Consider the following 23,695-nt stretch of genomic DNA (forward strand, 5'->3'; position numbering starts at 1 on the left):
AACCCTTCGCGTGCGGTAGCGGATGGGTTGCGTCGATCACTCGGCGGAGCGAGTGGTCATGACCTCCGACGCCGCTTGGCGGCGGCGCCAAAGATCAAAAACACTCGTTCGCTCGTCACGCTGTGGAGTTCTCAAGGTGCAGACCGTTCGAGGTGACTCCTTAAGAGATCAAGTTATCAAGTTCTCTTTAGGAGTTCCTCGACTATGACGTACGTCGCTCAACTCGTCAAGTCCTCTTTAGGAGCGCTAGGCTGGTGTCAGGTGACACGCCCTCCACCTGGGGCTCCGAGGCGACGACAAGGGACACGAGCCGTGGCGAAGGAATACGAGCGCATCGCGAACGACCTCCGCGGGTCGATCCGCGACGGCGACCTCAAACCCGGCGACCGACTCCCCTCCGAAGCGGAGTTGGTGGAGCGGTACGGCAAGAGCGGACCGACCGTGCAGGCCGCCCTCCGGGTGCTGCAGTACGAAGGCTTGATCGACAAGCAGCACGGCAGGGGCAGCTTCGTCCGGCGCCCACGCAGCACAGTGCAGCGGACCAACGAACGCCACCAGTGGGAGAAGGACCGCGCCCGCGAACCGGAAGAGCACCGCCAGAAGACCGGCGCGACCGAGTACGACACCGGCCTGAAGGTCGATGACCTGGTCTTCCACGCCTCATACCGGGAAACCGAGGCCTCAAAGGACATCGCCCAAGCCTTCGGCGTGCCCGAGGGCACGGCACTCGTCGAACGCACCTACCGCACCCGCTACGCCGCCGAACGGGCACCGTTCGCCCTGGTCACCTCGTACCTCGTACGCGAGTTGGTCGCGGAGAACCCGGACCTCCTGGACGAGACGAAGGAGCCGTGGCCGGGCGGCACGATGAACCAGCTCCACACGGTCGGCATAGAGCTGGACCGCATCGAGGAGAGCTACTCCACCCGCCCGCCGACGCCGGAGGAGGCGGAAGAGCTGGAGCTACCGCCGGGGATGCCCGTCCTCCTGGCACGCAAGATCTCATACGACACCACCGGCCGGCCGGTGGAGATCTCAGACATCACGCTGCCGGGCGACCGGACCCACGTGCACGTCGTCACGCACCTGGACCGGTGGTGACCACCATGGCCCGCCGCATCTCCGTCGTGACCGCCGTCCACGCAGCATCCGCGGCGTACCTCCAGGACGCGTACAAGTCCCTGGAGATGCAGGAGCTTCCCGCCGGCTGGGAGTGGCACTGGTCCATCCGGGAGGACGGCACCGGCGAGGAAGTAGCGCCCCACGTGCCGAACGACATCCGCGTGACCTTCCGCCAGGGCCGCGGCGGCGGCCCCGGGGTGACGCGCACGATGGCACTGGCAGAGGCGCACGGCGAACTCGTGAAGGTACTTGACGCCGACGACCAACTCACCCCGGGCGCACTGGCCCGTGACATCGCCGTCCTGGACGCCAACCCGAACGTCGGCTGGACGACTTCACGCGTCCTCGACCTCCTGCCGGACGGCTCGACGGCCGGCTTCGACCAGGACCCGGACGATGGCCCGCTAGAACGCGGAGCGGTACTGGAACACTGGGAGGCCCACGACTTCCGCGCCCAGGTCCACCCGGCAACCCTCTGCGTCCGCCGTGACCTCCTCCTCGCCCTCGGCGGCTGGATGGCACTGCCGGCCTCGGAAGACACGGGCCTCCTCCTGGCTCTCAACGCAGTCAGCCGCGGCTGGTTCATCCGCGAAGCGGGCCTCCTCTACCGCAAGTGGCCAGGCCAGATGACCAGCCAGGCACCCCACAGCAACGCGGCAGAGCTGGAAGCCCGCATGTCCGTCATCGCGGCCAGAGCCCACACACTGACGCAGCTCGACTGGACCATCCCGGTCAGCGGCTGACCGAGCGCAGCGCGTCATCCCAAGGCGGCCACGAGCTGTTCCGGCAGCTCGCCCTCATCGATCGCGTTCGCAGGCGCGGTCGTTCGATACGGCTTGTCGAAATCACTGAATGTCCAGACCACACCGCCCCGTTCGGTGATCTTCAGCAGGTACGGCGGACCCTCGGCTGCGACATGGACCTCCACCGGTTTCGGCCCTTCAGTAAAGGTGATCCTGGTGGTAGGGCGGCCGTTCAGGGTCCCGTCCTGCTCCTCCCCGTCCCCGCGGTTCTTCGGGGCGAGGAACGTGTCTTCAAGACCGGATCGCTGCTCGGTCCGATCGCACAGGGACTCGCGCGCCAAGTCGGCCGTGAACTGGGCGCTGGCGCGCTTCACCCAGCGATCGTCCATCATCTCGATCAGCTCGGGCCGAACATCCTCCGTACTGGCCGCAGCACGTCGGAGCGCCACCTTGTTGGTGCGCGAATAGACTGCCGAGTCGGTCACCAGCATTTCGGTGCGGGCCTTGCCCATACGTATCTGCATATCGCACAGCACAGTGCCGTCGACGACGGCCGTACGCATCACCATCGTCCCGTCCGTCAGCGTCTTCGTCGACGTCAGCGTGTCAGCCTCTTCGAAAGTTGCGTCCAGCACCTCATCAAGGCGCATGTCTTCGGCACTGGTCCGGGTCCCGCAGCCGGCCAGAGCGATCGTCAAGACGGCTACGACAAGCCATCCGGTGGTTCTGTGCCGGGATCTGCTGATTTCACGGACTAAAGACCTCATGACCACTCCTGGGACGGGAAGTTGGGGGGCGCCCCATCTTCCCCCATGGAGTCGCGCCCTTTGCCGCGGGTACGTCATCCGGGGGCAGGTCCCGTCGGCCGGGCAGCCGGCCCGCCTCGCATGCGACTCCTCCTGCGCCGTGCGCAGCGCATCCCGCCGGTATGCGCTTCTCCGTCAACCTCCCCAACTTCGGTGACTCCGCTGACTCCGCTGACTCCCGCAACGTCAACACCCTGGACACCGCCGCCGACTGCGACGGGACCACACCCTGCACCGACGGCACCAGGGACGACTTCGGAAACCCCCTCTGGATGCGGGTCACCGCCCCGCCCTGATGCCCCCGTCCCACGGCCAGCAGCCTCCCCATGACGCCCGCCCGGTTCGCCCCCTGAGCCTGTCCCGCGAAATGGCGTCGTGGCTTGACTTCGCATCGCAACTCTTTAAGATAACTTAAGGAGTTGCGATGGCTTCTCCTCCCAGGACATCCATGAGGGAGGAACCTCCTCATGCCCACTCGCGGAACCGGCACCGGTGCCCGCGGCCTGCGCCACGGCAAGCCGTCGTCCCGCTTCACCCCCGTTGCCACACGAGCCGATTGGAGGTGATCACGCGCATGGCGACCCACTACCGGGACGTCGCGGATCAGCTCAGACAGAAGATCACCCAGGGCAGTTACGAGAACGGCACGCGGCTTCCGGCCGAGGACAAGCTGGCCGATGTGTACGGCGTCAGCCGCCCCACGCTCAGGCTCGCGCTCGAACAACTGCAGAACGAGGGCCTGCTGGACAAGCGCCACGGCAGCGGCAACTTCGTGTGCTGGCCCGCAGAGCGCCTGACCTACCCCGGCACGGCACGCACCACGGGCTGGCACGGCCTCAACACCAATGTGAGCACGGTGGAGATGAAGGCAGACGCCCGCGTTGCCGCACTCCTGGAGGTTGAGGAGGGCGAGAAAGTGACCGCGTACACCTATCTCGCCCGCCGGGGCACTCGTCCCCGAAGCCTCACCCACGCGTACGTGCCGGCACGGCTGGCCGCGCTGATCTCACCGGAAGAGTTCCGGCGTCCCTGGGGGCACGACATCCGTCAGCAGTTGACGGAGTCCGGCGTACAACTGGCGTCCAGCACAGAACGGCTCTTCTCGCGCCTGCCCACGTCCTCCGAGGCCCGCACCCTGCAGATCAGCCCGAGAGGGACGGTCCTGGTAATCAGACGGACCCTCAGTGACATCGCCGGTCAGGTGGTCGAGGGAGCGGTGGTCATCCTCCCGGGCCAGTGCACAGAGGCGATCTTCACCACGCATTTCGGACTCCGCAGCGACGAGGGCGAACCCATAACGGCGACGGCCGAGCAACGCGAAGCGAGCCGGCTCGGCCGGGGCTCAAACCCACCAGACAGCGACAAGGAGGTATCACGTGACTGACGACGACGGCAGTCATGTCACAGATGGGACGTGCGAAAGGTGCCGCTGGCTGGAGCAGCAGTTGCGCGCAGCGCGACGTGAGTGCGACTGGAGCCGGGAGACGGACGTTCGGGTGTGGCAGAAGCGGCACCTCGTGCGCCGCCACGCAGAGGCGGAGGCGCAGACGTGAATACACCGCAGCGCACACTCCGATTGCTGCCCTGGGTCAACGAGCTGGGACGGCCCTGCTACGCGGAAGACGGTGGATCAGTCTCGCAGTACGCCGACTTCGTGGAGCACCAGCAACTTGACACGGGCAGCGACGTCCTGCGCATGTCTAACGACGTACTCACCGAGAAGGCGAGTGAAACCGAGCTGCGGTTTGTCGCGCTGCGACTCAGCGAGTGCCTGCGCGACGCTCTGCGGGTCGCCGAGTCCCGGGGCGAGCGGTTGAGCACGCTCAGCGAAGAGCGGGACGACGAGAAGCAGCGCCCCACGAAGAGGCAGAGGGCCTGGCCCCGAAGGGTCCGCACGGCGTTGAAGATTCGACGTCCGTAAGCAAGTCAGGCGTGACAGTGAAGGGCTGGCCCTCGGCGCACCAAGGGTCGAGGGCCGGCCCGTGTTCGTCAGCTCATGGCAGTTCGTCCGCGTCGACCCGGGAAAAGATCAGGTCGCTCTCGCCGTCGACCTTGCCCCGAAGCCGCGTCGGGACGGCAGGCGCCCGCCGCAGCGCCGGCGGGTAGCTCGCCGGCGCGTAGTCGTTCGCCAGGCGATATGCATGGAAGCCGGCCCGCGTCATGGTCTCCATCAGCTCGTCTACGGAGTCCCCTAGCTGGGCCATCCGCTCCGGAGTCACTTCGATGGTGATCTCAGCGTCGGGCCGGAGCTGGTCCAGCAGAGCAGCCATACCCCGGGCAACCTTCCCCTCCGCACCTTCAACGTCCACCTTGATGACGCGCGCCTGCGCTACCTCGGCCGACTCCAGCAGATCCGGCAGCGGGCGTGCCTCGGCCTCGAAGGACGACTCAACGGGCCCGTCGTACGGGACGATGCTGTTCGCCCCCGTGTTGATCGAGCTGGCCAGGATGAACGTCAGGGTCTCCCGGCTGTCCGACACCGCGGCGTTGACAGCACGCACGTTGCCGAAGCCGTTGAGGTCGGCGTGGTGCCGAAGCCGGCCGTAGAACGCCGGAGACGCCTCGATAGCCACCACGCGCCCGGCATCTCCAACGAGCCGTGACGCCAGCATGCTGAAGTACCCGACGTGGGCGCCGACGTCCACGAACGTGTCCCCGGGCCGGAGCCGACGCTGAAGCCAACCTGTCATGTGCGGCTCCCAGACGCCGAACATGTACACGTACCGCTGGATAAGGTCCCTCGTGTCGACGGCGAACCGCGCCCCGAAGCGAGTCTCCGTCACACGCTGCCTGGGATGGTCGCGGAGATGCGGATTCAGGTAGCGCGTGGCCAGCGCCCCCTTCCCAACGGACACCGGAGCATCGCGCACGTACCGCCGGCCAAGGGTGACCAGCGTCTCTGCGAGCGTGCTCCTCATGCGTATGCCCTCTCCACCGGGATCACCCCGAACGATAACCCCGCCACCGAGAGGGCCCGGGACTGGCTCAGGATGCCCGTTCCCCCGGCACCGGCCCCTTCCCTAGAATCCACAAGACGTCTTGACGTGTCTGGTCTGGAGGGCGGAAAGAGGTGGGGGTGGGCCAGCAGCTCCTGACGATCTCCGCAGTGCTCGTCGGCGCTGCGATGACCTACATGACCAACACCCTCGCGGAACGCCGACGCCTCCGCCACGAGCTGCACACCCGGTGGGATGACCGGAAGCTCGATGCCTACGGCGACTACATCGACCAGGTCCGCGCCTGCGTCTTCCTCGCCTCCTCCCTCTACCAGCACCGGGAGGGCCTCTATGAGGCCGAGCGAAGCGAACAGGACCTCACAACGGAGCTGGCCGAAGCCACCCGCTTACGCGGACGAGCCTTCGAACGCATCATGCTCCTCGGCAACGACAGAGTCGTAGAAGCCGGCCACGAGGTCAACGCCGTAGCCCAAGAGATCGACTGGCAAGCCACCGGCCGCATCACAGGCACCCTCGCCGAGTGGCGCCAACGACACCGCACAGTGTTCCAGCGCATCAACGCCTTCCACGACAGCGCCCGAGAAGACCTAGGAGTCTTCGGCCGCGTAACCGGCCAACAACACCCCCAACGCGACCTCCTACTACCGCCAACGGGACAGGGCCAGGACGACACTGGCAACGTCTGAGCCCTCGTGCTATCTGAGACGAAGGCTGCAACACCCGGGGGAGTCACCGCCGTCACGCTGTCACGACGAGTCAGCCCAGCCCGATTTGGTGCGCAAGTCTGTGGGACGCACTGTGCCCCTCTGGGGGCGTGGAGCACCACCAAGAGGCCCCTCTTTCACGCATCCGGGCCGAAAGACTCACCCGTACCGGCCCTTGTTCGAACTCGACCGACCACCCGAGCGGAAAGAGACAGTTACGAGATAACCTTTAGCCGACGGTTTCATCTTGCGGTCTGGTTGAGTGTTCGCTGGATGCGGCTCCCAACAGTGCGCAGGCGATCTCCGAAGAGGTCGGCACCGATAATGGGGGCACGCCTGCGCATAAAGATGAGAATTTTGAGTTCCGTCATGTCTGCCAGTGGTGTCAGGTCGAGTGGCTCGTCGGGGTCGAGGCGTGAGCGCGCTACGGAGGGAGAAAGGTGTAGAGACCTGAGCGCCGGAAATTTCTCTGCGATCTGCCCGAGGTCGTGGAGATCCTCCACTCTGGCCAGGGTCAAGGCGGAGATGCGGGGAAGGGGCTGTACGAGTGCGAGATCAGTAATCCGCCGCAGTTCGATTCGTAGTTGTCTGAGTTCCGGCAGTTCTCGTGCGACGTGCAACGCCTGGAAGATGTTTACAGGGCCACCGAGACGCAATAATTGTAATCCACTCCACTCGGGCAGACCGTCGAGTCGCACGGGCTCTTGGACGCTTAGTTCGAGTTGTTTAACGCCGGGATGCGCGCGGGGCAAAGCATCACGACAAGCATGAGGGAGTGGCTCCAAAACAAGCTGCTCCAAGGTTGCGATGTTGCTGATGGAATCTAGCGCAGTTGGAGGCAAATGCTCGATGCTGAGCGTAAGGTGACGCAAAGCCAGAGCGGCGAGCGCTGACAGATCCGTGACGCGGGGACAATTCTTGACCTGGAGCCTGCGTAGGTCCTGCTGCCTGGCCAGGAATGCGAAGTTTTCGACAAGCTGATTATTGATAAAGGAAAGCTCTCGCACCCTCGCCTCGGTCAATTCCTTGGCCACCGCTGCGAGTGGGAGTGAGCCGCGAAGTGAAAGCCCTCTCAGCGGGCCTAGTGCGCGGACCTGCGACAGCTTCTCAAGGTTATTGACGTCTAACGTCATGTCCTGGAGAGAGATTTGGGAGAGTACGTCTCGTGCGTACTCGCGAATGGGGAACTTCCCCCAGTTCATAACTAGTTGTCGACGGACGGAGAATTCTTTTCGCACCGTGAAGCATCGGATAATCTCCATGGCTTCACGGCCCGCCACTCCTGCTGCAGTTTCCACTACCCTGGCGGCCTCTTCCTTCCCAAGACCTTCCGGTCCTGGCAGTAGCGGCAGGACGACCGGTCCCAGTGACACGAGCCGATTGGTGTCCATAGGCTTCGGCGGCATGAGTTGACCCAAACGCTTCTCTATATCGTCTAGATCTTCGAAGTAGGCCGATTCGAAGGCACAGTGCGCCGCCAGAACGTACAGATCAGCCTGGGTCTCGTGGTCGTCCACCGTGTCGCCTTGGGCGATCAACTTCTCCACGATGTTCCGTGTCTGCCCACGGTCGCAGTGTCCGATCACGAGCCGGATCACGTCTTGCCACTCTTCATCGACGGCATGTTGCAGCATTTCGTTCAGGGAGCCGCTCTCGCGGAACTCCTTGGCTGCAAGATAGTCCTGGAATGTGCGGTGGATGAATTGTATCGCATCCCGGCTGCGTTCCTGGAGTAGACCGCTGCGATTGAGAAGGTGGATCAGTAAGCGCTCTGGGGTGGCGCTCTTACGGACCCGGGACATACCCTTCAGGGCGAGCGTGATTTGTTCGATCGCGTCCTCGTGTGACAGTTGGGTCTGACCGCCGCGCACCAGCCAGACCGCGATACGCTGCAGCAACTGCTGCTGCTCCTCGACACCGAGAGTAATGTCCTCCGGGGTGCCTATCTGCCGCTGCTTGTCCCGGCTCCCCAGGAGCATGGCCAACGCGGAGCGATACAGAGCCCAACGATTGTCTGGCAGAAGGCCCCGATTGCGATGGTGTAGAGCGCAGATCACAGCACAGAGTAGTGGCGTCCGAGCTAGGTCGCGCAACGCAAGATTCCTGGCAAGCTGTTGGTTCAGGTCCCGCTCAAGTCCAGCTAGCTCGTCACGACTGCCCACGGCAGCGCGGTGCCACGCCGCCACGAATTCTCGAATATCGGGGTCACGCATTGGAAGCAACCGCAGCTCATCGAACCCGTCATCGGTCAGCCAGTTCTCGTCAACAGCCAACGGCCGAACGGTCACGATGCACCGCGTATCCGGAAAGCGGTGAAGAACCTCTGAGAGCCAACTTGCGGCGGCCGTCCGGTCTCTACGCGGAACTTCGTCCAATCCATCGACCAGCAGCAGAGCACGGCCGGACTCCAGCACCCGGCGGGCGAAGCCCTCTGGCGGATTGTCGACTTGGAGTTCTGCGGCGAGAGGGAGTTCGGCTGGCTTGGGGAAAGGGCGACCCTGTGCACGGATTCCACGCAGCGGAACAACGAACGGCACCAAGTTATTTAGATCAGCGAGTTCGGGGCCCAACGTGCCCGCGCTTGAGTGTGCGGCCAGCCACCAGACGAGAGTGGTCTTGCCAGCGCCAGCTTCGCCACGCAGCAGGATGCGAGGGCGATCGGCCAGCAAGTCGTTGACGCGTTGAGGGCCTGGCCCCAGCGGGCGCCGACGTGCCTGGTCGGAGGTTTCGGCCTCCAACGCCAGATATGCGGTCTCCAGATCCCAGGTGGACTCATTGCGCCCGAGTTCCTCCAGGCCGAAGATCTCTGTCTTTCGGTAGCGGGCGCCGATGGCGTTCGCGTAGTCCGGCTCGTAACGCAGGTCCTGGGGGTGGAAATCAGTGACGCGTTCTCGGCGGGCGTAGGGACACAGTCGGCGGAATCGGTCCAGGAAGCGCTGATCCGCCAACAGGCGTTCCATGGCGACTGCCGTGACGCGCTGGTGGTTGCGTCCTTTCGGTATCTCTGTGACCAGGCCCAAGAGGACGGGGCCGGCGAAGAGAGGGGACCCAGACAGGCCCGCCAGTGGCGAGGTGCCATCACCGCGCTCCGTAGCAGGAGGCAGGTCCAGTGCGCATGTCAGATCACCACGGACGCGCCCTGCCAGCGGGAGCACGGTTCCGAGGTACTGATCCAGGTCGAGCCGCCCCCCGGCACCGTATCGTTGTATGTCTGGGAAACCGATGATCTCGCAGTTCGGCAGGGGTGATTCGGTGGCCAGCTCACCAAGTCGAATGCTGCCGAGCCGCGCAGCCTGATCGGCGCTCAGGACGTTCCGTTCGGCGAGTAACAGAGCTACGTCGACTTCGGCGTTGAACCAGATCACCTCACAGGGAACGAGTTCAGAGCTGCGTGGGTGCGCCACTACCAGGGATCGGTCCTGAGCTTGGCCCGAAAGTAGTTGGCCGCTGCTCAACAGATGCAAGCTCGTCAGGACGAGGTGGGGGGTGAGCAGGACACCGGTGCCCTGGCATTCGCCGAGTACGGCCACTACACGCTCGGCGGGGTGGACGACAGGGGCTGCATGGGCGCCTCCTTGGCGGGTGGTTGCTGTCACCGAGACCCGAACCCCGCGACGCTGCCGTCGTTCTCGTTGCCTACCTTCCAGGCATCACCCGTGCGGTTGTCCTTGGGCTTGAGCGTGAACGCCACCCGTTGGGTTGTTGCCGAGATCTGCGTCGCGTCGGCTCCAGCCTCCAGGACCCAAGCCCTGACCTTGCCGCCGCCCTTAAGCTCCTTGCGTAGCTCTACGGTGAACTCCATCTGAATGTCACCCAGCTCGAACGCCAGATCCTGCTCCTCAGCCCGTTCAGCCGCAGCGATCAAACCGTTTCGGATGGCCTGCACGGCCTTGTCCAGTTCAACGGCATGTTCGGTGTTCTCATGGCTTTCGTCGCTCATATCGTCCCCATCGCCCTGATGCCCGAATCAGTAGCGTAGCGATGTCGGGTCCGCTCTGCCGAGGCTTCGCTCCTTCTCCCATCAGCATCTGCACCGTCGGGTCGACGACTCCCGCCTCAACGAGCATGCCTGCATCTGCTGCCCCATGTCCTGGCTACTGCGGCCCGAGGACATCGTGGGGCAAGTTGTCGATCTCGGCTGTGGCGCCAACGTAATGAGTTGGCACATCTAGCGATCTCTCGCTACCAGGCGCAAGCGTTGGCACCGCCCGGGGAGCGGTGTGGGAGTAGATCTTGGATCTGTACGCCAAGATGGCCGAGCGAGACCGATATAATCCGATGACTTGACCAGCAGTGCAGTTCTCTGGGCGTGGTCACGGAGCACGTGTGACCTGGTTGTGGTCCAGGTGGCCGCGGGTTCAAGTCCCGTCACTCACCCTCAGGTATACGCAGGTCAGGCCCGGCGCTCCGATGCGGAGTGCCGGGCCTGACGGCTGTCCGCGGTGGACGTTCCGCGATTCCGTTCTCAGGTCTGGACCAATTCGCTAGACTTTTGACATGACCCCCACAAGGCGAACCATGCTCACGGCCCTCGGCCTGACGGCCGGCGGCGCCACCTGGCTGGTGCACCAGCCCACCGCCCACGCCGCGGATCCCACGACCGGCTGGACGCAGACGCCGTTCGACTTCACTGTGCAGAAGCCCTGGGACCTGCCCGTCAGCCAGCGCTACTCGTCCAGCGGCGGCGAGCACAGGCTGTGGGTGTACGACACCGACAAGCCGCACACGCAGTCCTCGAACACCGATCCCAGGACCGAGATGCGGTGGCGGCAGGAGTACTCGTCCGGGCAGCACATGTGGGACGCCGACGTCTACGTACCCTCCGGCACGAACGGCGCCACGGTCATGCAGATCCTCCGCGTGCGGGGCGGCGCCCCCGGCACCCCGGCCACGGACATCATGTTCAACGTCTACAACTCGTCCGGCGGCTCGCTGAAGTACTTCGACCGGCAGACGCTCAAGAGCGGCATCTACAACCGGTGGTTCAACATGAAGGTCGCCCACGACGCGGGCACCCGGGACATCACGGTGTGGTTCGACAACGTGGAGGCCCTGCGCACCACCGACCGGGGCTCGGCCACCCGGCACTTCAAGAACGGCGTTTACCACCACGGCTCGGGGCGTGCCGAGTCCCGCTTCCGGAACGTCAAGTACTGGCGGCGGTAGGCGGCAGATCGTCCTCTTCGGTCGGGGTCCGTGCCGCTCGGGCGGTACGGGCCCCGGCGCGATCCCGGCGCGTTCCCGGCGTGGGTCAGCCGGAGGCGGCGGCGCGGCGGGCGGCGTAGCTGCGGGCCTTGGCGCGGTTGCCGCAGCCCTGCATCGAGCACCAGCGCTTGCTGCGGTTCTTCGACGTGTCCCAGAACACCTCGTGGCAGGTGTGCTCCGCGCAGCGCTTCAGGCGTGCGGCGTCCCCGGTGATCGTCAGCGTGCTCCAGGCGACGGCCAGCTCCGCGACCGCCCGCTCGGCGGGCGTGAGGCCGGGGGCGGGGGTGAGGGTGCCGTCGGCGGCGATGTGGACCGGGAAGCGGGTCAGCGCCGCGTCGGCCGCCGCCGTGACGGCGCGGTCGGGGGTGTCGCCGACGTGGGTGCCCAGGTGCTCGCGGATGCCCGCGCGGAGCGCGACGGCCGCCGCGTGCAGGGCGGGGCCGGGGGTGCCGGCGGGCGGCAGGTCGTGGTCCGTCAACCAGGCGGCCAGCTCGTCCGGGGTGCTCAGCGTGTCCGTGCCGGCGTGGACGTCCAGGGTGTTGGCGAAGTCGGCCACCAGCTCGGCGGCCCGAGGCGGTGCGCGCATGAGACCCACTTTACCGGCTATCGCGTTTGCTGGTAACTTCGTCTCACCGGTCAACGGCTTTGATGGTTAGTGGGGTGGGTGCGGTGGGTTCGTCTGCGGTTCTGGAGGGTGATCACCTGCGGGTCGGGCGGGCCGCCGGGCGCCGCAACACCGCCGTGCTCGTCGCGTTCACCGGGCTGACGAACCTCGCCGACGGCGTCGTGAAGATGGCCCTGCCGCTGCTCGCCGCCCGCGCCGGCGGCTCCCCCGCGCAGGTCACCGGGGTGGCGCTGGCCATCTCGCTGCCCTGGCTGCTCGTCGCCCTGCACGCGGGCGTGCTCGCCGACCGCGTCGACCGGCGCCGGCTGCTGTGGGTCGTCAACGTGCTGCGGCTGCTCGTGATGGTGCCGCTGCTCGTCGCCGCCGCGAGCGGCGGGCTGTCCCTCTGGCTGCTGGCCGCCGCCGGCGCGGCCGTCGGTGTCGCCGACGTCGTCGCCTCCACGGCGGCCACCGCGCTGGTCCCCGCCGCGGTGCCGCCCGCCGGCCGGGACGGGGCGAACGCGTGGATGGCCGGGGCGGAGACGGTGTTCAGCGAGTTCGCCGGGCCGTTCGTCGGCGGGCTGCTCGTCGCGCTGGGCGCCGGGTACGCGCTGGGCGCGACCTGGGCCGCGTACGCCGCGGCGGCGCTCGTGCTGCTGCTGCTCGCGGGGCGGTTCCGGGCCGGCCCCGTACCGTACGGGAGCGAGCCGGGGGAGCGGGCGCCCGCCACCACCGTCAACGGGCAGATCGCCGAGGGCCTGCGCTACCTGTGGCGGCACCGCCTGCTGCGCTCCCTCTCCCTCATCCTCACCGTGCTCTCCGGCACCTGGGGCGCCTGGCTCGCGCTCATCCCCCTGTACGCCACCCGCGACATGGGCCTGACGCCCGGCGAGTACGGCGCCCTGCTGAGCGCGCTCGGCATCGGCGGACTCCTCGGCGCCGCCACCGTGACCTGGCTGGGCAGGCTGCTGGGCCGCCGCCGCGTGATGCTCGCCGACCTCGTCGGCACCGCCGCGATGGCCGCCGTCCCGGCGCTCACCGCGGACGCGCGCGCCGTCGCCGCGGCGGCGTTCCTCGGCGGGCTCGGCGGCACGCTGTGGACGGTCAACAGCCGTACGGTCATCCAGCGGGCGGTGCCGGACGCGATGCTCGGCCGGTTCAGCTCCGCGAACCGGATGTTCGCCTGGGGCGCGATGCCGCTGGGCGCCGGGCTGGTGGGGCTGCTGGCGGAACTCGCCGGACCGCGGGCGGCGTTCGGCTTCTTCGCGGTGGCCTCGGCGCTGACGGTCCCGTTCTTCCTGCGGGCGGCGCGCCGGGGCGCGGACGCGCTGCGCTGAGGGCGTGCCGGACGGCTCCCCGGAAATTTTTTCCGCGGGGCTGTCGAGAAACGGCGATCGGCTGCGTCCCAGGGGTGAATGCGGCCCACAATGGGCCCTGATCCCGGCAAGGAGAACATCATGGCCAAGTACCTGCTGCTCAAGCACTACCGTGGCGCGCCGGCGGCGGTCAACGACGTCCCGATGGACCAGTGGAAGCCGGAGGAGGTCACGGCCCACATCCAGTACATGCGTGACTTCGCCACCCGGCTGGAGGCCACCGGCGAGTTCGTCGGCGAGCAGGCGCTCGCCCCGGAGGGCACCTTCGTCCGCTACGACGGCGAGGGGCGGCCGCCCGTCACCGACGGGCCGTTCGCCGAGACCAAGGACCTCATCGCAGGCTGGATGGTCATCGACGTCGAGACCTACGACCGCGCGCTGGAGCTGGCCGCCGAGCTGTCGGCCGCGCCGGGCGCGGGCGGCAAGCCGATCCACGAGTGGCTCGAGATCCGCCCGGCCTACGGCGTGCAGGCCGCGGCCGCCGAGTGAACGAGCCGCTGCTGCGGGAGCTGGTGCCCGAGGTCATCGGAGTTCTCGTCCGCCGCGGAGCAGACTTCGCGGCGGCCGAGGACGCCGTCCAGGACGCCCTGGTCGAGGCCGTGCGCACCTGGTCCGACGACCCCCCGAGGGATCCCAAGGGGTGGCTGGTCACGGTGGCGTGGCGCAAGTTCCTCGACGCCGTACGGGCCGACACCTCCCGGCGGCGGCGCGAGGAGCAGGTCGACGCCGAGCCCGTGCCGTCCGCCGCCCCGGGCGGGTCGGTGGACGACACGCTCCAGCTCTACTTCCTGTGCGCACACCCGTCCCTGACGCCGGCCTCGGCCGTCGCGCTGACGCTGCGCGCGGTCGGCGGCCTGACCACGCGGCAGATCGCGCGGGCCTACCTGGTGCCGGAGGCCACCATGGCCCAGCGGATCAGCAGGGCCAAGCGGACGGTCTCCGGCATACGGTTCGACCAGCCCGGCGACGTCGCGACCGTGCTGCGCGTGCTCTACCTCGTCTTCAACGAGGGCTACTCCGGCGACGTCGACCTCTCCGCCGAGGCGATCCGGCTGACCCGGCAACTGGCGGCCAGGACCAGCCACGAGGAGGTCGCGGGGCTGCTGGCGCTCATGCTGCTGCACCACGCGCGCCGGCCGGCGCGGACCGGTGCCGACGGCAGGCTGGTGCCGCTCGCCGAGCAGGACCGCGGGCTGTGGGACACCGGACTGATCGCCGAGGGCGTCCGGATCCTCCAGGCGGCGCTGGCCCGCGACCGCCTGGGGGAGTTCCAGGCCCAGGCGGCCGTCGCCGCGCTCCACGCGGACGCCCCGGTGGCGGGGGAGACGGACTGGGTGCAGATCGTCGAGTGGTACGACGAACTCGTCCGCCTCACCGACAGCCCGGTGGCCCGGCTCAACCGCGCGGTGGCGGTGGGCGAGGCCGACGGCGCGCGGGCGGGGCTTGCGGCCCTGGCGGAGCTGGACCCGTCGCTGCCGCGGTACGCGGCGGTGGCGGCGTACCTGCACGAGCGGGACGGCGACGCCGAGACGGCCGCCCGGCTGTACGCCGAGGCGGCCCGCTCGGCGCCGAACATCCCGGAACGGGATCACCTGACGCGGCAGGCGGCGCGGCTCAACACGCTGCTGCGGGGGTGATGGCGCGGGTGAAGGCGGCGCTCCGCCGGTGGTCGCCGGGCGCTGTGCGCTGTGCGCGATGCGCGGTGCGCCGTGCGTCGTGCGTCGGCGGGCTTTGTCGGTGGGGCGGCCTACCCTTGGGCGGGTGTGCGGGGGGTTGCCTTTCTCGGGCAGGGGTTCGGGTGTGGGGCGAGAGCGTCACCTCTCCGCGTACGGGGCCAGCGGGTTCTTCAGCGTGCCCACCAACTGCAGCGCCGCCGACGGGTCCGTCAGGTCGACCATCTGCCGGTTGTCCCGCAACTGCAGCCTGTTGAGGCACGACAGCGCGAACTCCGGCGCGAACAGGTCGTGCCGCTCGAACCTGTCCGCCAGGTCCGGCACCGCCGCCCGGTAGTCCCGCGCGCACTCCGCGACCGTGCGCCAGAAGTCCTCCTCGCCCAGCACCCCCGCCTCGTCCAGCAGCGGTGCCAGGAAGCGGAAGAAGCAGTCGAAGACGTCCGTGAAGACGGACAGCAGGTGCATGTCGTCGGGGACCTCGGCCCGGATGCGCTCCGCCGCCGGCGGCAGCGGCAGGTCCGGGTCCATGACCACGACCTCCTCCGCGATGTCCTTGAACAGCGCCCGCTCCACCGCCCCCGCCTCGTCCAGCACCAGGATGACGTTCTCGCCGTGCGGCATGAACGCCAGCCCGTACGCGTAGAAGGCGTGCAGCAGCGGCGTCAGGTACGCGTCGAGATAGCGGCGCAGCCACACCTCCGGCGGCAGCCCCGAGCCCTCGATCAGCGACGCCGCCAGCGGCCGGCCCGCGCGGTCGGTGTGCAGCAGCGCCGCCATCGTGGCGAGCCGCTGCCCCTCGGCGAGCCGCGGCACCGGGCTCTCCCGCCACAGCGCGGCGAGCATCTTGCGGTACGGCGAGCCGGGGGCGGTGGCGGCCTCGTACGCCTCGTGGCGGTAGCCGACCGCGGCCAGTTCGCGCAGGATCGCAAGGCCCGTGCCGCGCAGCACCTCGTCCTGCTCGACCAGCCCGGCGACCCAGTCGTTGATCGCGGGCGTGGCCTCCATGTACGCGGCCGACAGCCCGCGCATGAAGCCCATGTTGAGGACGGACAGCGCGGTCTTGACGTAGTGCCGCCGGGGCGCGGAGGTGTTGAAGAAGGTGCGTATCGACTGCTGCGGCTGGTACGTGTCCGCGCTCTCGCCGAGGTACACCAGCCGGCGCGCGGCGACCTCGCCCGCGAAGGTGACGGAGAGCTTGTGCTCCCACTGCCAGGGGTGCGCGGGCATGAGCAGGTAGTCGTCCGGGTCCAGGTTCAGGGCCCGCAGCCGGGCGGCGAAGTCCTCGCGTACGCCCGGCTCCAGCTCGGCGCGCAGGAGCGTGTCGTAGTCGAGGTCGGCGGCGCAGGTGAACGTCGCCCGGTCGCGGTGGGCGGCGAGCCAGACGAGGCGGGTGCGGGCGCCGGTCTCGGGGGCGTACGCGCGGTAGTCCCCGGCGCCCAGGCCCAGGCGGCCGTTGTTGGCGACGAAGCAGGGGTGGCCCTCGGTCATCCCCGCCTCGATCCGCTGGAAGTCCGCGTGCGCGAGGTCCGCGTCCTCGGGGCCGGTGAGCTTGTACGCGGTGCTCGCCAGCGTGGACGTGATCTCCTCCAGGTACACGGGCAGCACCTCGTCGCTCAGCCCCAGCGGCTTGCGCAGCTCCGTGAAGAACCGCAGCGCGTCGAGCCCGGACCCCTCCGGCGGGTCGCCGGGGGCGTGCCGGCTGACGGTGTCCGGGGCGACGCGCCAGTGGTCCAGCGCGTAGCGCCGGGCCTCGAAGCGGTACTCGGCGTCCCCCGCCCGTAGCGCGTACGAGCCGACCCCCCGCGGCTCCGGCGTCAGCAGCCGCTCGTGGGTGAACTCGCCGATCGCCTTGGCCAGCAGCCGGCGGGTGGCCTCCGCCCAGCGGTCGGGGGTGAGGTGCCCGGTGGCGTCGGGGGCGGTGGCCGCCGTCTGCGCTGCGGTGAACTGCGCGCGGGTGCAGAAGCTCAGCAGCGCGTCCTTCCCGGGGTCCCCGGGTATGCGTACGCGGCGCGCCACGCGGAAGCCCACGGCCTCGTTCAGCGCGTGCACCGCGGTGTTGCGCGCGTCGGGCTCGACCACGACCCGGCGCACCGCCGGGTCGGCGAACAGCCACTCCATCACCGCCGTGATGACCGCCCGGGTGAATCCGTGCACCGGGGTGTCCGCCGGCGCGGTCAGGAAGTGCATCCCGACGTCGCCGTCCTCGGCGTCGTACACGCCGGTCAGCTCGCGGTGCGCCGGGTCGTAGCGCTCGGCGAGGAAGGCGGGGACGCCGTCGGCGAGGCCGAGGAAGGCGTCGTGGTGCGGATCGGCGGAGATCCGGGCGTACTCCTTCTCGACCTCCTCCGGCGTGCAGCCCTGCATCAGCCAGAAGGCGGCCTTGGGGTGGGTGACCCAGGTGTGCAGCAGCGGCGCGTCCTGGACCGGGTCCAGGGGGCGCAGGGTGAGTTTCATCAGGCCGGCGCTCCGAACTCCTGGAAGGCGATGGACTTCTCGACGGGGTAGACCTCGCGGCCCGCCATCTCGCGGATGATGCAGGAGTTGCGGTACGCGGCCATGCCGAGGTCGGGGGCGGCGAAGCCGTGCGTGTGCAGCTCGGCGTTCTGCACGAAGACCTCGCGGCCCGCGCGGTCGACGGTGTAGTTGCGGGCGACGGCGAAGCGCCCCCGCTCGTCGCGCGCGAGGCGGTCGGCGATGCCGGCGAGGAACGGCGGCTCCGCGTAGCGGTAGCCGGTGGCCAGCACCAGTCCCTGGGTGGCCAGGTCGAAGTCCCGGCCCTGCTCCTCGTGGCGCAGGCCCAGGGTGTACGTGCCGTCCGCGTACCCGGCGGAGACGAGGGCGGTGTTGGTGAGCAGCCGGGTCGGCACCGGGCCGCGGCGGGACTTGACGTAGAGCAGGTCGAAGATGGCGTCGATCAGCTCGGTGTTGATGCCCTTGTAGAGGTTCTTCTGCGCGGGGCCCAGCCGGTCGCGGACGGGCGCGGGCAGCGCGTGGAAGTAGTCGACGTACTCGGGCGAGGTCATCTCCAGCGTCAGCTTGGTGTACTCCAGCGGGAAGAACCGCGGCGAGCGGGTCACCCAGGTGAGGTGGTAGCCGTCGGGGCTCAGGTCCTGGAGCAGGTCGTAGTAGATCTCGGCGGCGCTCTGGCCGCTGCCGACGATCGTGACCGACTCCTTGGCGCGCAGCCGTTCCCTGTGCTCCAGATAGCGGCTGTTGTGGATCAGGTCGCCGCCGAGGCCGGCGCACGGCCCGGGCACGTACGGCGGCGTGCCGGTGCCCAGGACCAGCCGGCGCCCGCGGTACTCGCCCCGCTGGGTGCGCACGACGTACGTGCCGTCGGCCGCGTCCCGCTGGACGGCGGTGACTTCCTCGCCGAAGCGCACGCTCGGAAGTTTGGCGGCGGCCCAGCGGCAGTAGTCGTTGAACTCCTCGCGCAGCGGATAGAAGCTCTCGCGGATGTAGAAGGAGTACAGCCGCCCGGTCTCCTTCAGGTAGTTCAGGAAGGAGTACGGGGACGTGGGGTCGGCCAGCGTGACCAGGTCCGACATGAACGGCGTCTGGAGCGTGCTGCCTTCGATGAACATCCCGGAGTGCCAGTCGAAGTCGGGCTTGCGCTCCAGGAAGACGCCGTCGAGGCCGTCGACCGGTTCGGCCAGACAGGCCAGGCCCAGGTTGAACGGGCCGAGGCCGACGGCGACGAAGTCGTGGACGCGGCGCTCAGCGGGTGGGGACTGCGGGGACGTCGGGGACAAGGGATTCTCCCGTGTAGGCGGCGGCGTGCTCGGCTATGAGGTCGAGGACGGCGGCGAGGTCCTCGGTCGTGGTCTCGGGGTTGAGCAGCGTGAACTTCAGGTAGTGCCGGCCGTCGACCTTGGTGCCCGCCACCATCGCGGCACCGGAGGCGGCCAGTTGCGCGCGGGCGTGCAGGTTGGCGGCGTCGATCAGCGCGGGGTCGGCGAGAGCGGGGTCGGCGAGCGCGGGGTCCGCTCCGGTGCCGGCCACGCCTGCCGCGCCTGCCGTGCTCCCCGGGGCGTAGCGGAAGACCAGCGTCGACAACTGCGGCCGGGCGACGACTTCGAAGCGGGGGTCCTCGTCCAGCAGCCGCCAGCCGGCGCCCGCGAGGTCGCAGACCTCGTCGAAGAGCGCGCCGACGCCGTCGGCGCCCATGACCCGCAGCGTCAGCCACAGCTTGAGCGCGTCGAACCTGCGGGTGGTCTGGAGCGACTTGTCGACCTGGTTGGGGATCTGCTCGGCGGCCATGCGCTCGGGGTTGAGGTACTCGGCGTGGTACGTCGCGTGCCGCAGGGTCGCCCGGTCCCGTACCAGCACGGCCGACGAGCTGACCGGCTGGAAGAAGGACTTGTGGAAGTCGACGGTCACGGAGTCGGCGCGCTCGATGCCGCTGAGCAGGTGCCGGCGGCGGCCGGAGACCAGCAGCCCGCAGCCGTACGCCGCGTCCACGTGCAGCCACACGCCGTACCCCGCGCAGAGCCCGGCGATCTGCGGCAGCGGGTCGACGCTGCCGAAGTCGGTGGTGCCGGCGGTGGCGACGACGGCCATGGGGACGAGGTCGTCGCGCTGCACCTGCGCGAGCGCCGCGGCCAGCGCGGCGGGCCGCATCCGGCGCTCCGCGTCGCACGGCACCTCGATGACCGCCTCTTCGCCGAGGCCGAGCAGCAAGGCCGCCTTGCGGACGCTGAAGTGGCCGTGCGCGGAGGCGAGGATGCGCAGCCGGGGCAGGATCTCGGCGGTGCGCAGCCCGGCGCCGTGCTGTTTGCGTACGCCGTCGCACGCCTCCTCGCGGGCGAGCAGCAGGGCGTGCAGGTTGGACTGGGTGCCGCCGGAGGTGAACACCCCGTCCGCGGCCGGGCCGAGGCCGATGCGGGCGGCGGTCCAGTCGATGAGGCGGCGCTCGATGAGCGTGCCGCCGGCGGACTGGTCCCAGGTGTCCAGAGAGGAGTTGACGGCGGAGAGCACCGCCTCGCCGAGCACGGCGGGGATGACGACGGGGCAGTTGAGGTGGGCGAGGTAGCGCGGGTGGTGGAAGTACACGGCGTCGCGCAGGTAGAGCCGGTCCAGCTCCTCCAGGGCGGCGGCGGCGTCACCGAGGGGGAGGTCGAGGTCGACGGCGTCGACGACCGGGGCGAGGGCGGGGGGTGTGATGCCCGTGAACGGGCGGTCTGCATGGGCCAGTCGGGCCGCGATGTGCTCGACGCCTGCGGTGACCGTACGGCGGTAGGTGCCGGCGGTGCGGTCGTTGAGCAGGTGGGACCTCATGGATGCTGTCCTCACTACGACGGGATGGGACCCAGAAACTTAGGGAAGCCTAACCTAAGTATTTGGTCCTAGGGCTCTCGCCCCCGTCGTTTCGGCCACGCGTCGCCGGCTCACCCCGCGGTGGGGGAGTCGTCGCCGGCCTCCGCCTCGGAGCGGAACTGGTCCTCGGAGGCGCCGCGGCGCCAGTAGCCGGTGAAGGCGACCGCCCGGCGGTCGAACTTCCGCTCCCGTACGAGCTGCCGGCGCAGCTCCCGCACCATCCCCGCCTCGCCCGCGAGCCAGGCGTACGGCGTCCCCGCGGGCAGCTCCGCGGCGCGCAGTGCGTCGACCACGCCGGCGGTGGGGCCGGTGAGCCAGGTGATCTCCACGTCCGCGGGGGTGTCCAGTTTCAGTGCGTCGCCGGGGTGCGGGACGCGGATCCACGCCTTGGCCGGCAGCCCCGCGGGCAGCGACTCCAGGATCGCCGCGGCGGCCGGCAGCGCGGTCTCGTCGGCGGCCACGACGACGTGGTCGGCGCCCGCGGGCAGCCGGAAGCGCACGCCGGTGTTGTCCGGCACGGCCGGGCCCAGCGCGATGATCCGGTCGCCGGGCTCGGCCCCGCTCGCCCACCGCGCGGCGGGGCCCGCCGGGTCGGTGTGCAGCACGAAGTCGATGTCGACCTCGCCGGGGCGCTGCGCGCGCACCGTGTACGAGCGCAGCACGGCCCGTACGTCCGGGTCGAGCGCGCGGTACTCGTCGAACCAGTCGGGGCCCGTGGGCATCACCGGCTCCGCCTGGCCGGGGTGCGGCAGGAACAGCGACAGGCTCTGGTCGCACCCGCCGGAGGCGAAGCCGTCGAGGCTGCCGGAGCCGTCGTCCCCGAAGGTGACGCGCAGGAGGGTGGGGCTGAGCCGCTCGGTGCGGGTGACGTCGAGGCGGAAGAAGCGGAACGGCTCGGCGGGCGCGGTGTCCGCCGCCGGCTCCCGGGTCTGCGCGGTCGGTTCCGTGGTCACGTCAGCTCACCTTTCGGGCGTTCTCGAGGGCTTCGGCCAGGTCGTCGAGGACCGGCGCGCATTTGTCGTACGAGTAGACGGGCTCGGTGACGCGGGACACGACCTGGCCCGCCTCGACCGCGGGCAGCCGGCCCCAGGTGGGCTTGTCGGCCAGGGCGCTCTGCTGGAGTGTCGAGGTGCGGTTGTCCAGCATGATCAGGTCGGCGTCGTACTTGTCGACGTTCTCCCAGCTCAGCTCCTCGAACCAGCCGCCGCTGTTCTCCTTCGCCCCCTCCGGGGGCTCGACGAAGTTCACGCCGAGCTGCTTGAAGTACTCCAGGTCGGCGGAGAGGTTCGTGCCCGAGACGTAGAAGAGGTCGGCGCTGCCCGAGCCGACGAGGACCCTGATGTCCTTCCGGCTCTTCGCCGCCTGCCGCAGCCGCCCGGCGGCGTCCTCGAAGCGCTTCCTGGCCGCCCTGATCTCCGCGGAGCCGGTGTCGGCGCCGAGCGATCCGGCGAGCTCCAGCATGCGCTCCAGCGGCCCGGTCATGGGGCGGTCGTAGACGCTGACGGCCACGCTCGGCGCCAGTTGGAGGATCTTGTCCGCGGACTCCTCCGGCACGTACCAGAGGGTGCCGGCGTCGTCGAACGTCGGGGCGACGATCAGCTCGGGCCCGAGGGCCGCGTACTTCTCGACGCTGAACTGCCCCCAGGTGTTGCCGAGTATCTCGACCGCGTCGACGTCCAGGTCCCCGGCCTGCACGTCCGGCTTGCCGTCCGCGGTCCTGGTCGGCCCGAACACCCCGGCGCACTCGATCCCGTAGTCGTGGAGCGCGGCGGCCGTACCGGTGAACGCGACGATGGTGCGCGGCGTGCCGTCCGCTCTCGCCGTCTCGCCGCGGTCGTCCTCGAACGACCAGGGGCCGCCCTTCGCGTCACCGCCGCCGGAGCCGGCGTCGTCGCCGCAGGCGGCGAGGAGCGCGGTGAGGCCGGCGGCGCCGCCTGCGGTCAGCAGGCCGCGGCGGGAGATCGGGCGGGCGCGGACGTGGTGCATGAGAGGTCTCTTTCGTGCGTACGGGGGCCCTTCCGGGCCGACGACGCAGCTTAGGCTAACCTAACCTAAGTTCCTCGTGCAGGTGGCGGGATCCGGCCACGCCTCCCGCACCCCCGCCCTGTCCGGTAAGTGGCCTTCGCGACCGGGCGCGTTCCCATAATCTGGTGCCCCGTCAGCGTCGACGGGGACGAGGAGCTGCCGCATGGGCCAGGGGTGGGAGGGTCGCTCCCGGCGCGACCGGGCCGTGACGGAGTACGCGGGCGACGCGCTGCGGCGGCGCTTCCGGCCCGCGTTCCTGCGGCTGACGTACCCCGTGCCCGTCGACGAGCAGCAACCGGTGACCCTGGTCCTCGGACCGCGCGGCAGCGGCAAGAGCACCCTGCTGCGGCACCTGCGGACCGCCTGGGACGACGTGCCCGCCTCCCTCCAGGACGTCGCCGTGCACCGGCAGCAGAACGCCACCTGCTTCGACGTCCTCGCCGAGGTGGTCTTCGACCTGCACGCCCGCAAGCGCGGCTGGCCCCGGCTCACCTTCCCCTCCTTCGGCGTGCAGGCCGTCGCGATCCGCGCCGACGTGCCGCTGGACAGCCGGAAGGCGGCGGCCCGCGCCATGGTCCGGGCCCTCGCGCCGGCCCCGGCGGACGGCGGCGACGGCGCGTTCCTCAACCGGCTCGTGGAGGCGGCCGGCATGCTGGGCGTACCGGCGCTGCTGCGGGCGCCCCTGCTGCTCGTGCCGGGCGGCCGGCGGGCGCTGGCGCTCGGCCTCGCGCGGCTGCGCCTGGGCCGGGCGCTGCGCGACGCGCGCCACCGCGGCTACCTGGACTACCTGGTCGACCTGAAGAAGCGGTTCCACGACCCCGCGACCCGGCGCGGCGCGGAGCAGGACCTCGCCCGCGCGTTCCTGGACGACCTCTGCCGCGCGTACGGGCGCGGGCACGCCGCCCGCGTCCACGACACCCGCTGCCTCGTGCTCCTCGACAACGCCGAACACCAGCTCGGCGGCGACCTGCTGGAGCTGCTCCTCGACGCGCGCCAGGCCCGGCAGGAGGGCCCGGACGCCAGGCCCCCGCGGCCGGGGGAGCCGGCCGGGCCGTCGACCCGCTCGTCGTCCTCGCCGCCGCGGCCGCCTACCCCCGGGCGCTGAAGAAGCCCGCGCTCGGCTACAAGCCCCAGCCCGGCCGGTATCCGGGCTGGTGGGACCCC

Annotated in this window: 20 protein-coding genes; 10 read left to right on the top strand and 10 right to left on the bottom strand. The window is 69.5% G+C overall.

What is annotated here, in order from left to right; translation table 11 throughout:
- Positions 1–312: 312 nt before the first annotated feature.
- Positions 313–1,101 carry a GntR family transcriptional regulator gene (locus O7599_RS26815; protein WP_281618167.1) on the top strand — a complete coding sequence of 263 codons (789 nt, stop codon included), beginning with the start codon at positions 313–315 and terminating at the stop codon, positions 1,099–1,101.
- 5 nt (positions 1,102–1,106) lie between these two features.
- The gene (locus tag O7599_RS26820; RefSeq protein ID WP_281623530.1) at positions 1,107–1,865 is read left to right on the top strand and encodes a glycosyltransferase; all 759 of its coding nucleotides are present in this window, start codon (positions 1,107–1,109) and stop codon (positions 1,863–1,865) included.
- Positions 1,866–1,879: 14 nt separating this feature from the next.
- Here O7599_RS26820 and O7599_RS26825 read toward each other — a convergent pair whose 3' ends face one another.
- Positions 1,880–2,563 carry a hypothetical protein gene (locus O7599_RS26825; RefSeq protein ID WP_281618168.1) on the bottom strand — a complete coding sequence of 228 codons (684 nt, stop codon included), beginning with the start codon at positions 2,561–2,563 and terminating at the stop codon, positions 1,880–1,882.
- A gap of 230 nt (positions 2,564–2,793) precedes the next feature.
- Between O7599_RS26825 and O7599_RS26830 the strand changes: the two genes are divergently transcribed.
- Together O7599_RS26830 and O7599_RS26835 are read left to right on the top strand one after the other, a co-directional pair.
- On the top strand, positions 2,794–2,967 hold the full coding sequence (locus O7599_RS26830) for a hypothetical protein (protein WP_281618169.1): 174 nt from the start codon (positions 2,794–2,796) through the stop codon (positions 2,965–2,967).
- Between the two features lie 278 nt (positions 2,968–3,245).
- Entirely contained in the window at positions 3,246–4,055 is an 810-nt protein-coding gene (locus tag O7599_RS26835; RefSeq protein ID WP_281618170.1) for a GntR family transcriptional regulator, read from the top strand.
- Positions 4,056–4,665: 610 nt separating this feature from the next.
- On the opposite strand, the gene O7599_RS26845 is transcribed toward O7599_RS26835, so the two are convergent.
- A complete protein-coding gene (locus tag O7599_RS26845; RefSeq protein ID WP_281618172.1) occupies positions 4,666–5,589 on the bottom strand; it encodes an FkbM family methyltransferase in 924 nt (307 codons plus the stop codon).
- 158 nt (positions 5,590–5,747) lie between these two features.
- Here O7599_RS26845 and O7599_RS26850 point away from each other — a divergent pair, with 158 nt between their 5' ends.
- Positions 5,748–6,314 (top strand): hypothetical protein, encoded by a 567-nt coding sequence (locus O7599_RS26850; protein WP_348652566.1) that lies wholly within the window; start codon positions 5,748–5,750, stop codon positions 6,312–6,314.
- 260 nt (positions 6,315–6,574) lie between these two features.
- Here O7599_RS26850 and O7599_RS26855 read toward each other — a convergent pair whose 3' ends face one another.
- Both O7599_RS26855 and O7599_RS26860 read right to left on the bottom strand, forming a co-directional pair.
- Positions 6,575–9,928 carry an NACHT domain-containing protein gene (locus O7599_RS26855; RefSeq protein ID WP_281618174.1) on the bottom strand — a complete coding sequence of 1,118 codons (3,354 nt, stop codon included), beginning with the start codon at positions 9,926–9,928 and terminating at the stop codon, positions 6,575–6,577.
- Complete coding sequence (locus O7599_RS26860; protein ID WP_281618175.1) at positions 9,925–10,272, bottom strand: trypco2 family protein; 348 nt, start codon at positions 10,270–10,272, stop codon at positions 9,925–9,927. Before O7599_RS26860 ends, O7599_RS26855 begins: the two co-directional genes overlap by 4 nt.
- Positions 10,273–10,829: 557 nt before the next feature.
- On the opposite strand from O7599_RS26860, the gene O7599_RS26865 reads away from it, so the two are divergent.
- Positions 10,830–11,498: a cinnamyl alcohol dehydrogenase gene (locus tag O7599_RS26865; protein WP_281618176.1), complete on the top strand. Its 669-nt coding sequence runs from the start codon at positions 10,830–10,832 to the stop codon at positions 11,496–11,498.
- An 85-nt stretch (positions 11,499–11,583) separates the two neighbouring features.
- On the opposite strand, the gene O7599_RS26870 is transcribed toward O7599_RS26865, so the two are convergent.
- Positions 11,584–12,123 carry a CGNR zinc finger domain-containing protein gene (locus O7599_RS26870; RefSeq protein WP_281618177.1) on the bottom strand — a complete coding sequence of 180 codons (540 nt, stop codon included), beginning with the start codon at positions 12,121–12,123 and terminating at the stop codon, positions 11,584–11,586.
- 83 nt (positions 12,124–12,206) lie between these two features.
- On the opposite strand from O7599_RS26870, the gene O7599_RS26875 reads away from it, so the two are divergent.
- The 3 genes from O7599_RS26875 to O7599_RS26885 all read left to right on the top strand — a co-directional run bounded on the left by O7599_RS26875 (position 12,207) and on the right by O7599_RS26885 (position 15,154).
- Positions 12,207–13,478 carry an MFS transporter gene (locus O7599_RS26875; RefSeq protein ID WP_281618178.1) on the top strand — a complete coding sequence of 424 codons (1,272 nt, stop codon included), beginning with the start codon at positions 12,207–12,209 and terminating at the stop codon, positions 13,476–13,478.
- Between the two features lie 120 nt (positions 13,479–13,598).
- Positions 13,599–14,006 (top strand): YciI family protein, encoded by a 408-nt coding sequence (locus tag O7599_RS26880; RefSeq protein WP_281618179.1) that lies wholly within the window; start codon positions 13,599–13,601, stop codon positions 14,004–14,006.
- On the top strand, positions 14,003–15,154 hold the full coding sequence (locus tag O7599_RS26885) for a DUF6596 domain-containing protein (RefSeq protein WP_281618180.1): 1,152 nt from the start codon (positions 14,003–14,005) through the stop codon (positions 15,152–15,154). The genes O7599_RS26880 and O7599_RS26885 overlap by 4 nt, the downstream gene beginning before the upstream one ends.
- Positions 15,155–15,331: 177 nt before the next feature.
- On the opposite strand, the gene O7599_RS26890 is transcribed toward O7599_RS26885, so the two are convergent.
- The 5 genes from O7599_RS26890 to O7599_RS26915 all read right to left on the bottom strand — a co-directional run bounded on the left by O7599_RS26890 (position 15,332) and on the right by O7599_RS26915 (position 22,492).
- Positions 15,332–17,644 carry a GNAT family N-acetyltransferase gene (locus O7599_RS26890; RefSeq protein ID WP_348652567.1) on the bottom strand — a complete coding sequence of 771 codons (2,313 nt, stop codon included), beginning with the start codon at positions 17,642–17,644 and terminating at the stop codon, positions 15,332–15,334.
- Positions 17,644–18,942 (bottom strand): lysine N(6)-hydroxylase/L-ornithine N(5)-oxygenase family protein, encoded by a 1,299-nt coding sequence (locus O7599_RS26900; RefSeq protein WP_281618181.1) that lies wholly within the window; start codon positions 18,940–18,942, stop codon positions 17,644–17,646. The genes O7599_RS26890 and O7599_RS26900 overlap by 1 nt, the downstream gene beginning before the upstream one ends.
- On the bottom strand, positions 18,908–20,467 hold the full coding sequence (locus O7599_RS26905; RefSeq protein WP_281618182.1) for an aspartate aminotransferase family protein: 1,560 nt from the start codon (positions 20,465–20,467) through the stop codon (positions 18,908–18,910). The genes O7599_RS26900 and O7599_RS26905 overlap by 35 nt, the downstream gene beginning before the upstream one ends.
- 110 nt (positions 20,468–20,577) lie before the next feature.
- Entirely contained in the window at positions 20,578–21,459 is an 882-nt protein-coding gene (locus O7599_RS26910; protein WP_281618183.1) for a siderophore-interacting protein, read from the bottom strand.
- Position 21,460: 1 nt separating this feature from the next.
- The gene (locus tag O7599_RS26915) at positions 21,461–22,492 is read right to left on the bottom strand and encodes an ABC transporter substrate-binding protein (protein ID WP_281618184.1); all 1,032 of its coding nucleotides are present in this window, start codon (positions 22,490–22,492) and stop codon (positions 21,461–21,463) included.
- 202 nt (positions 22,493–22,694) lie between these two features.
- On the opposite strand from O7599_RS26915, the gene O7599_RS26920 reads away from it, so the two are divergent.
- Positions 22,695–23,636 (top strand): hypothetical protein, encoded by a 942-nt coding sequence (locus O7599_RS26920; protein ID WP_281618185.1) that lies wholly within the window; start codon positions 22,695–22,697, stop codon positions 23,634–23,636.
- The last annotated feature ends 59 nt before the right edge of the window (positions 23,637–23,695 follow it).

This window comes from Streptomyces sp. WMMC500, from assembly GCF_027497195.1.
GTDB lineage: Bacteria > Actinomycetota > Actinomycetes > Streptomycetales > Streptomycetaceae > Streptomyces.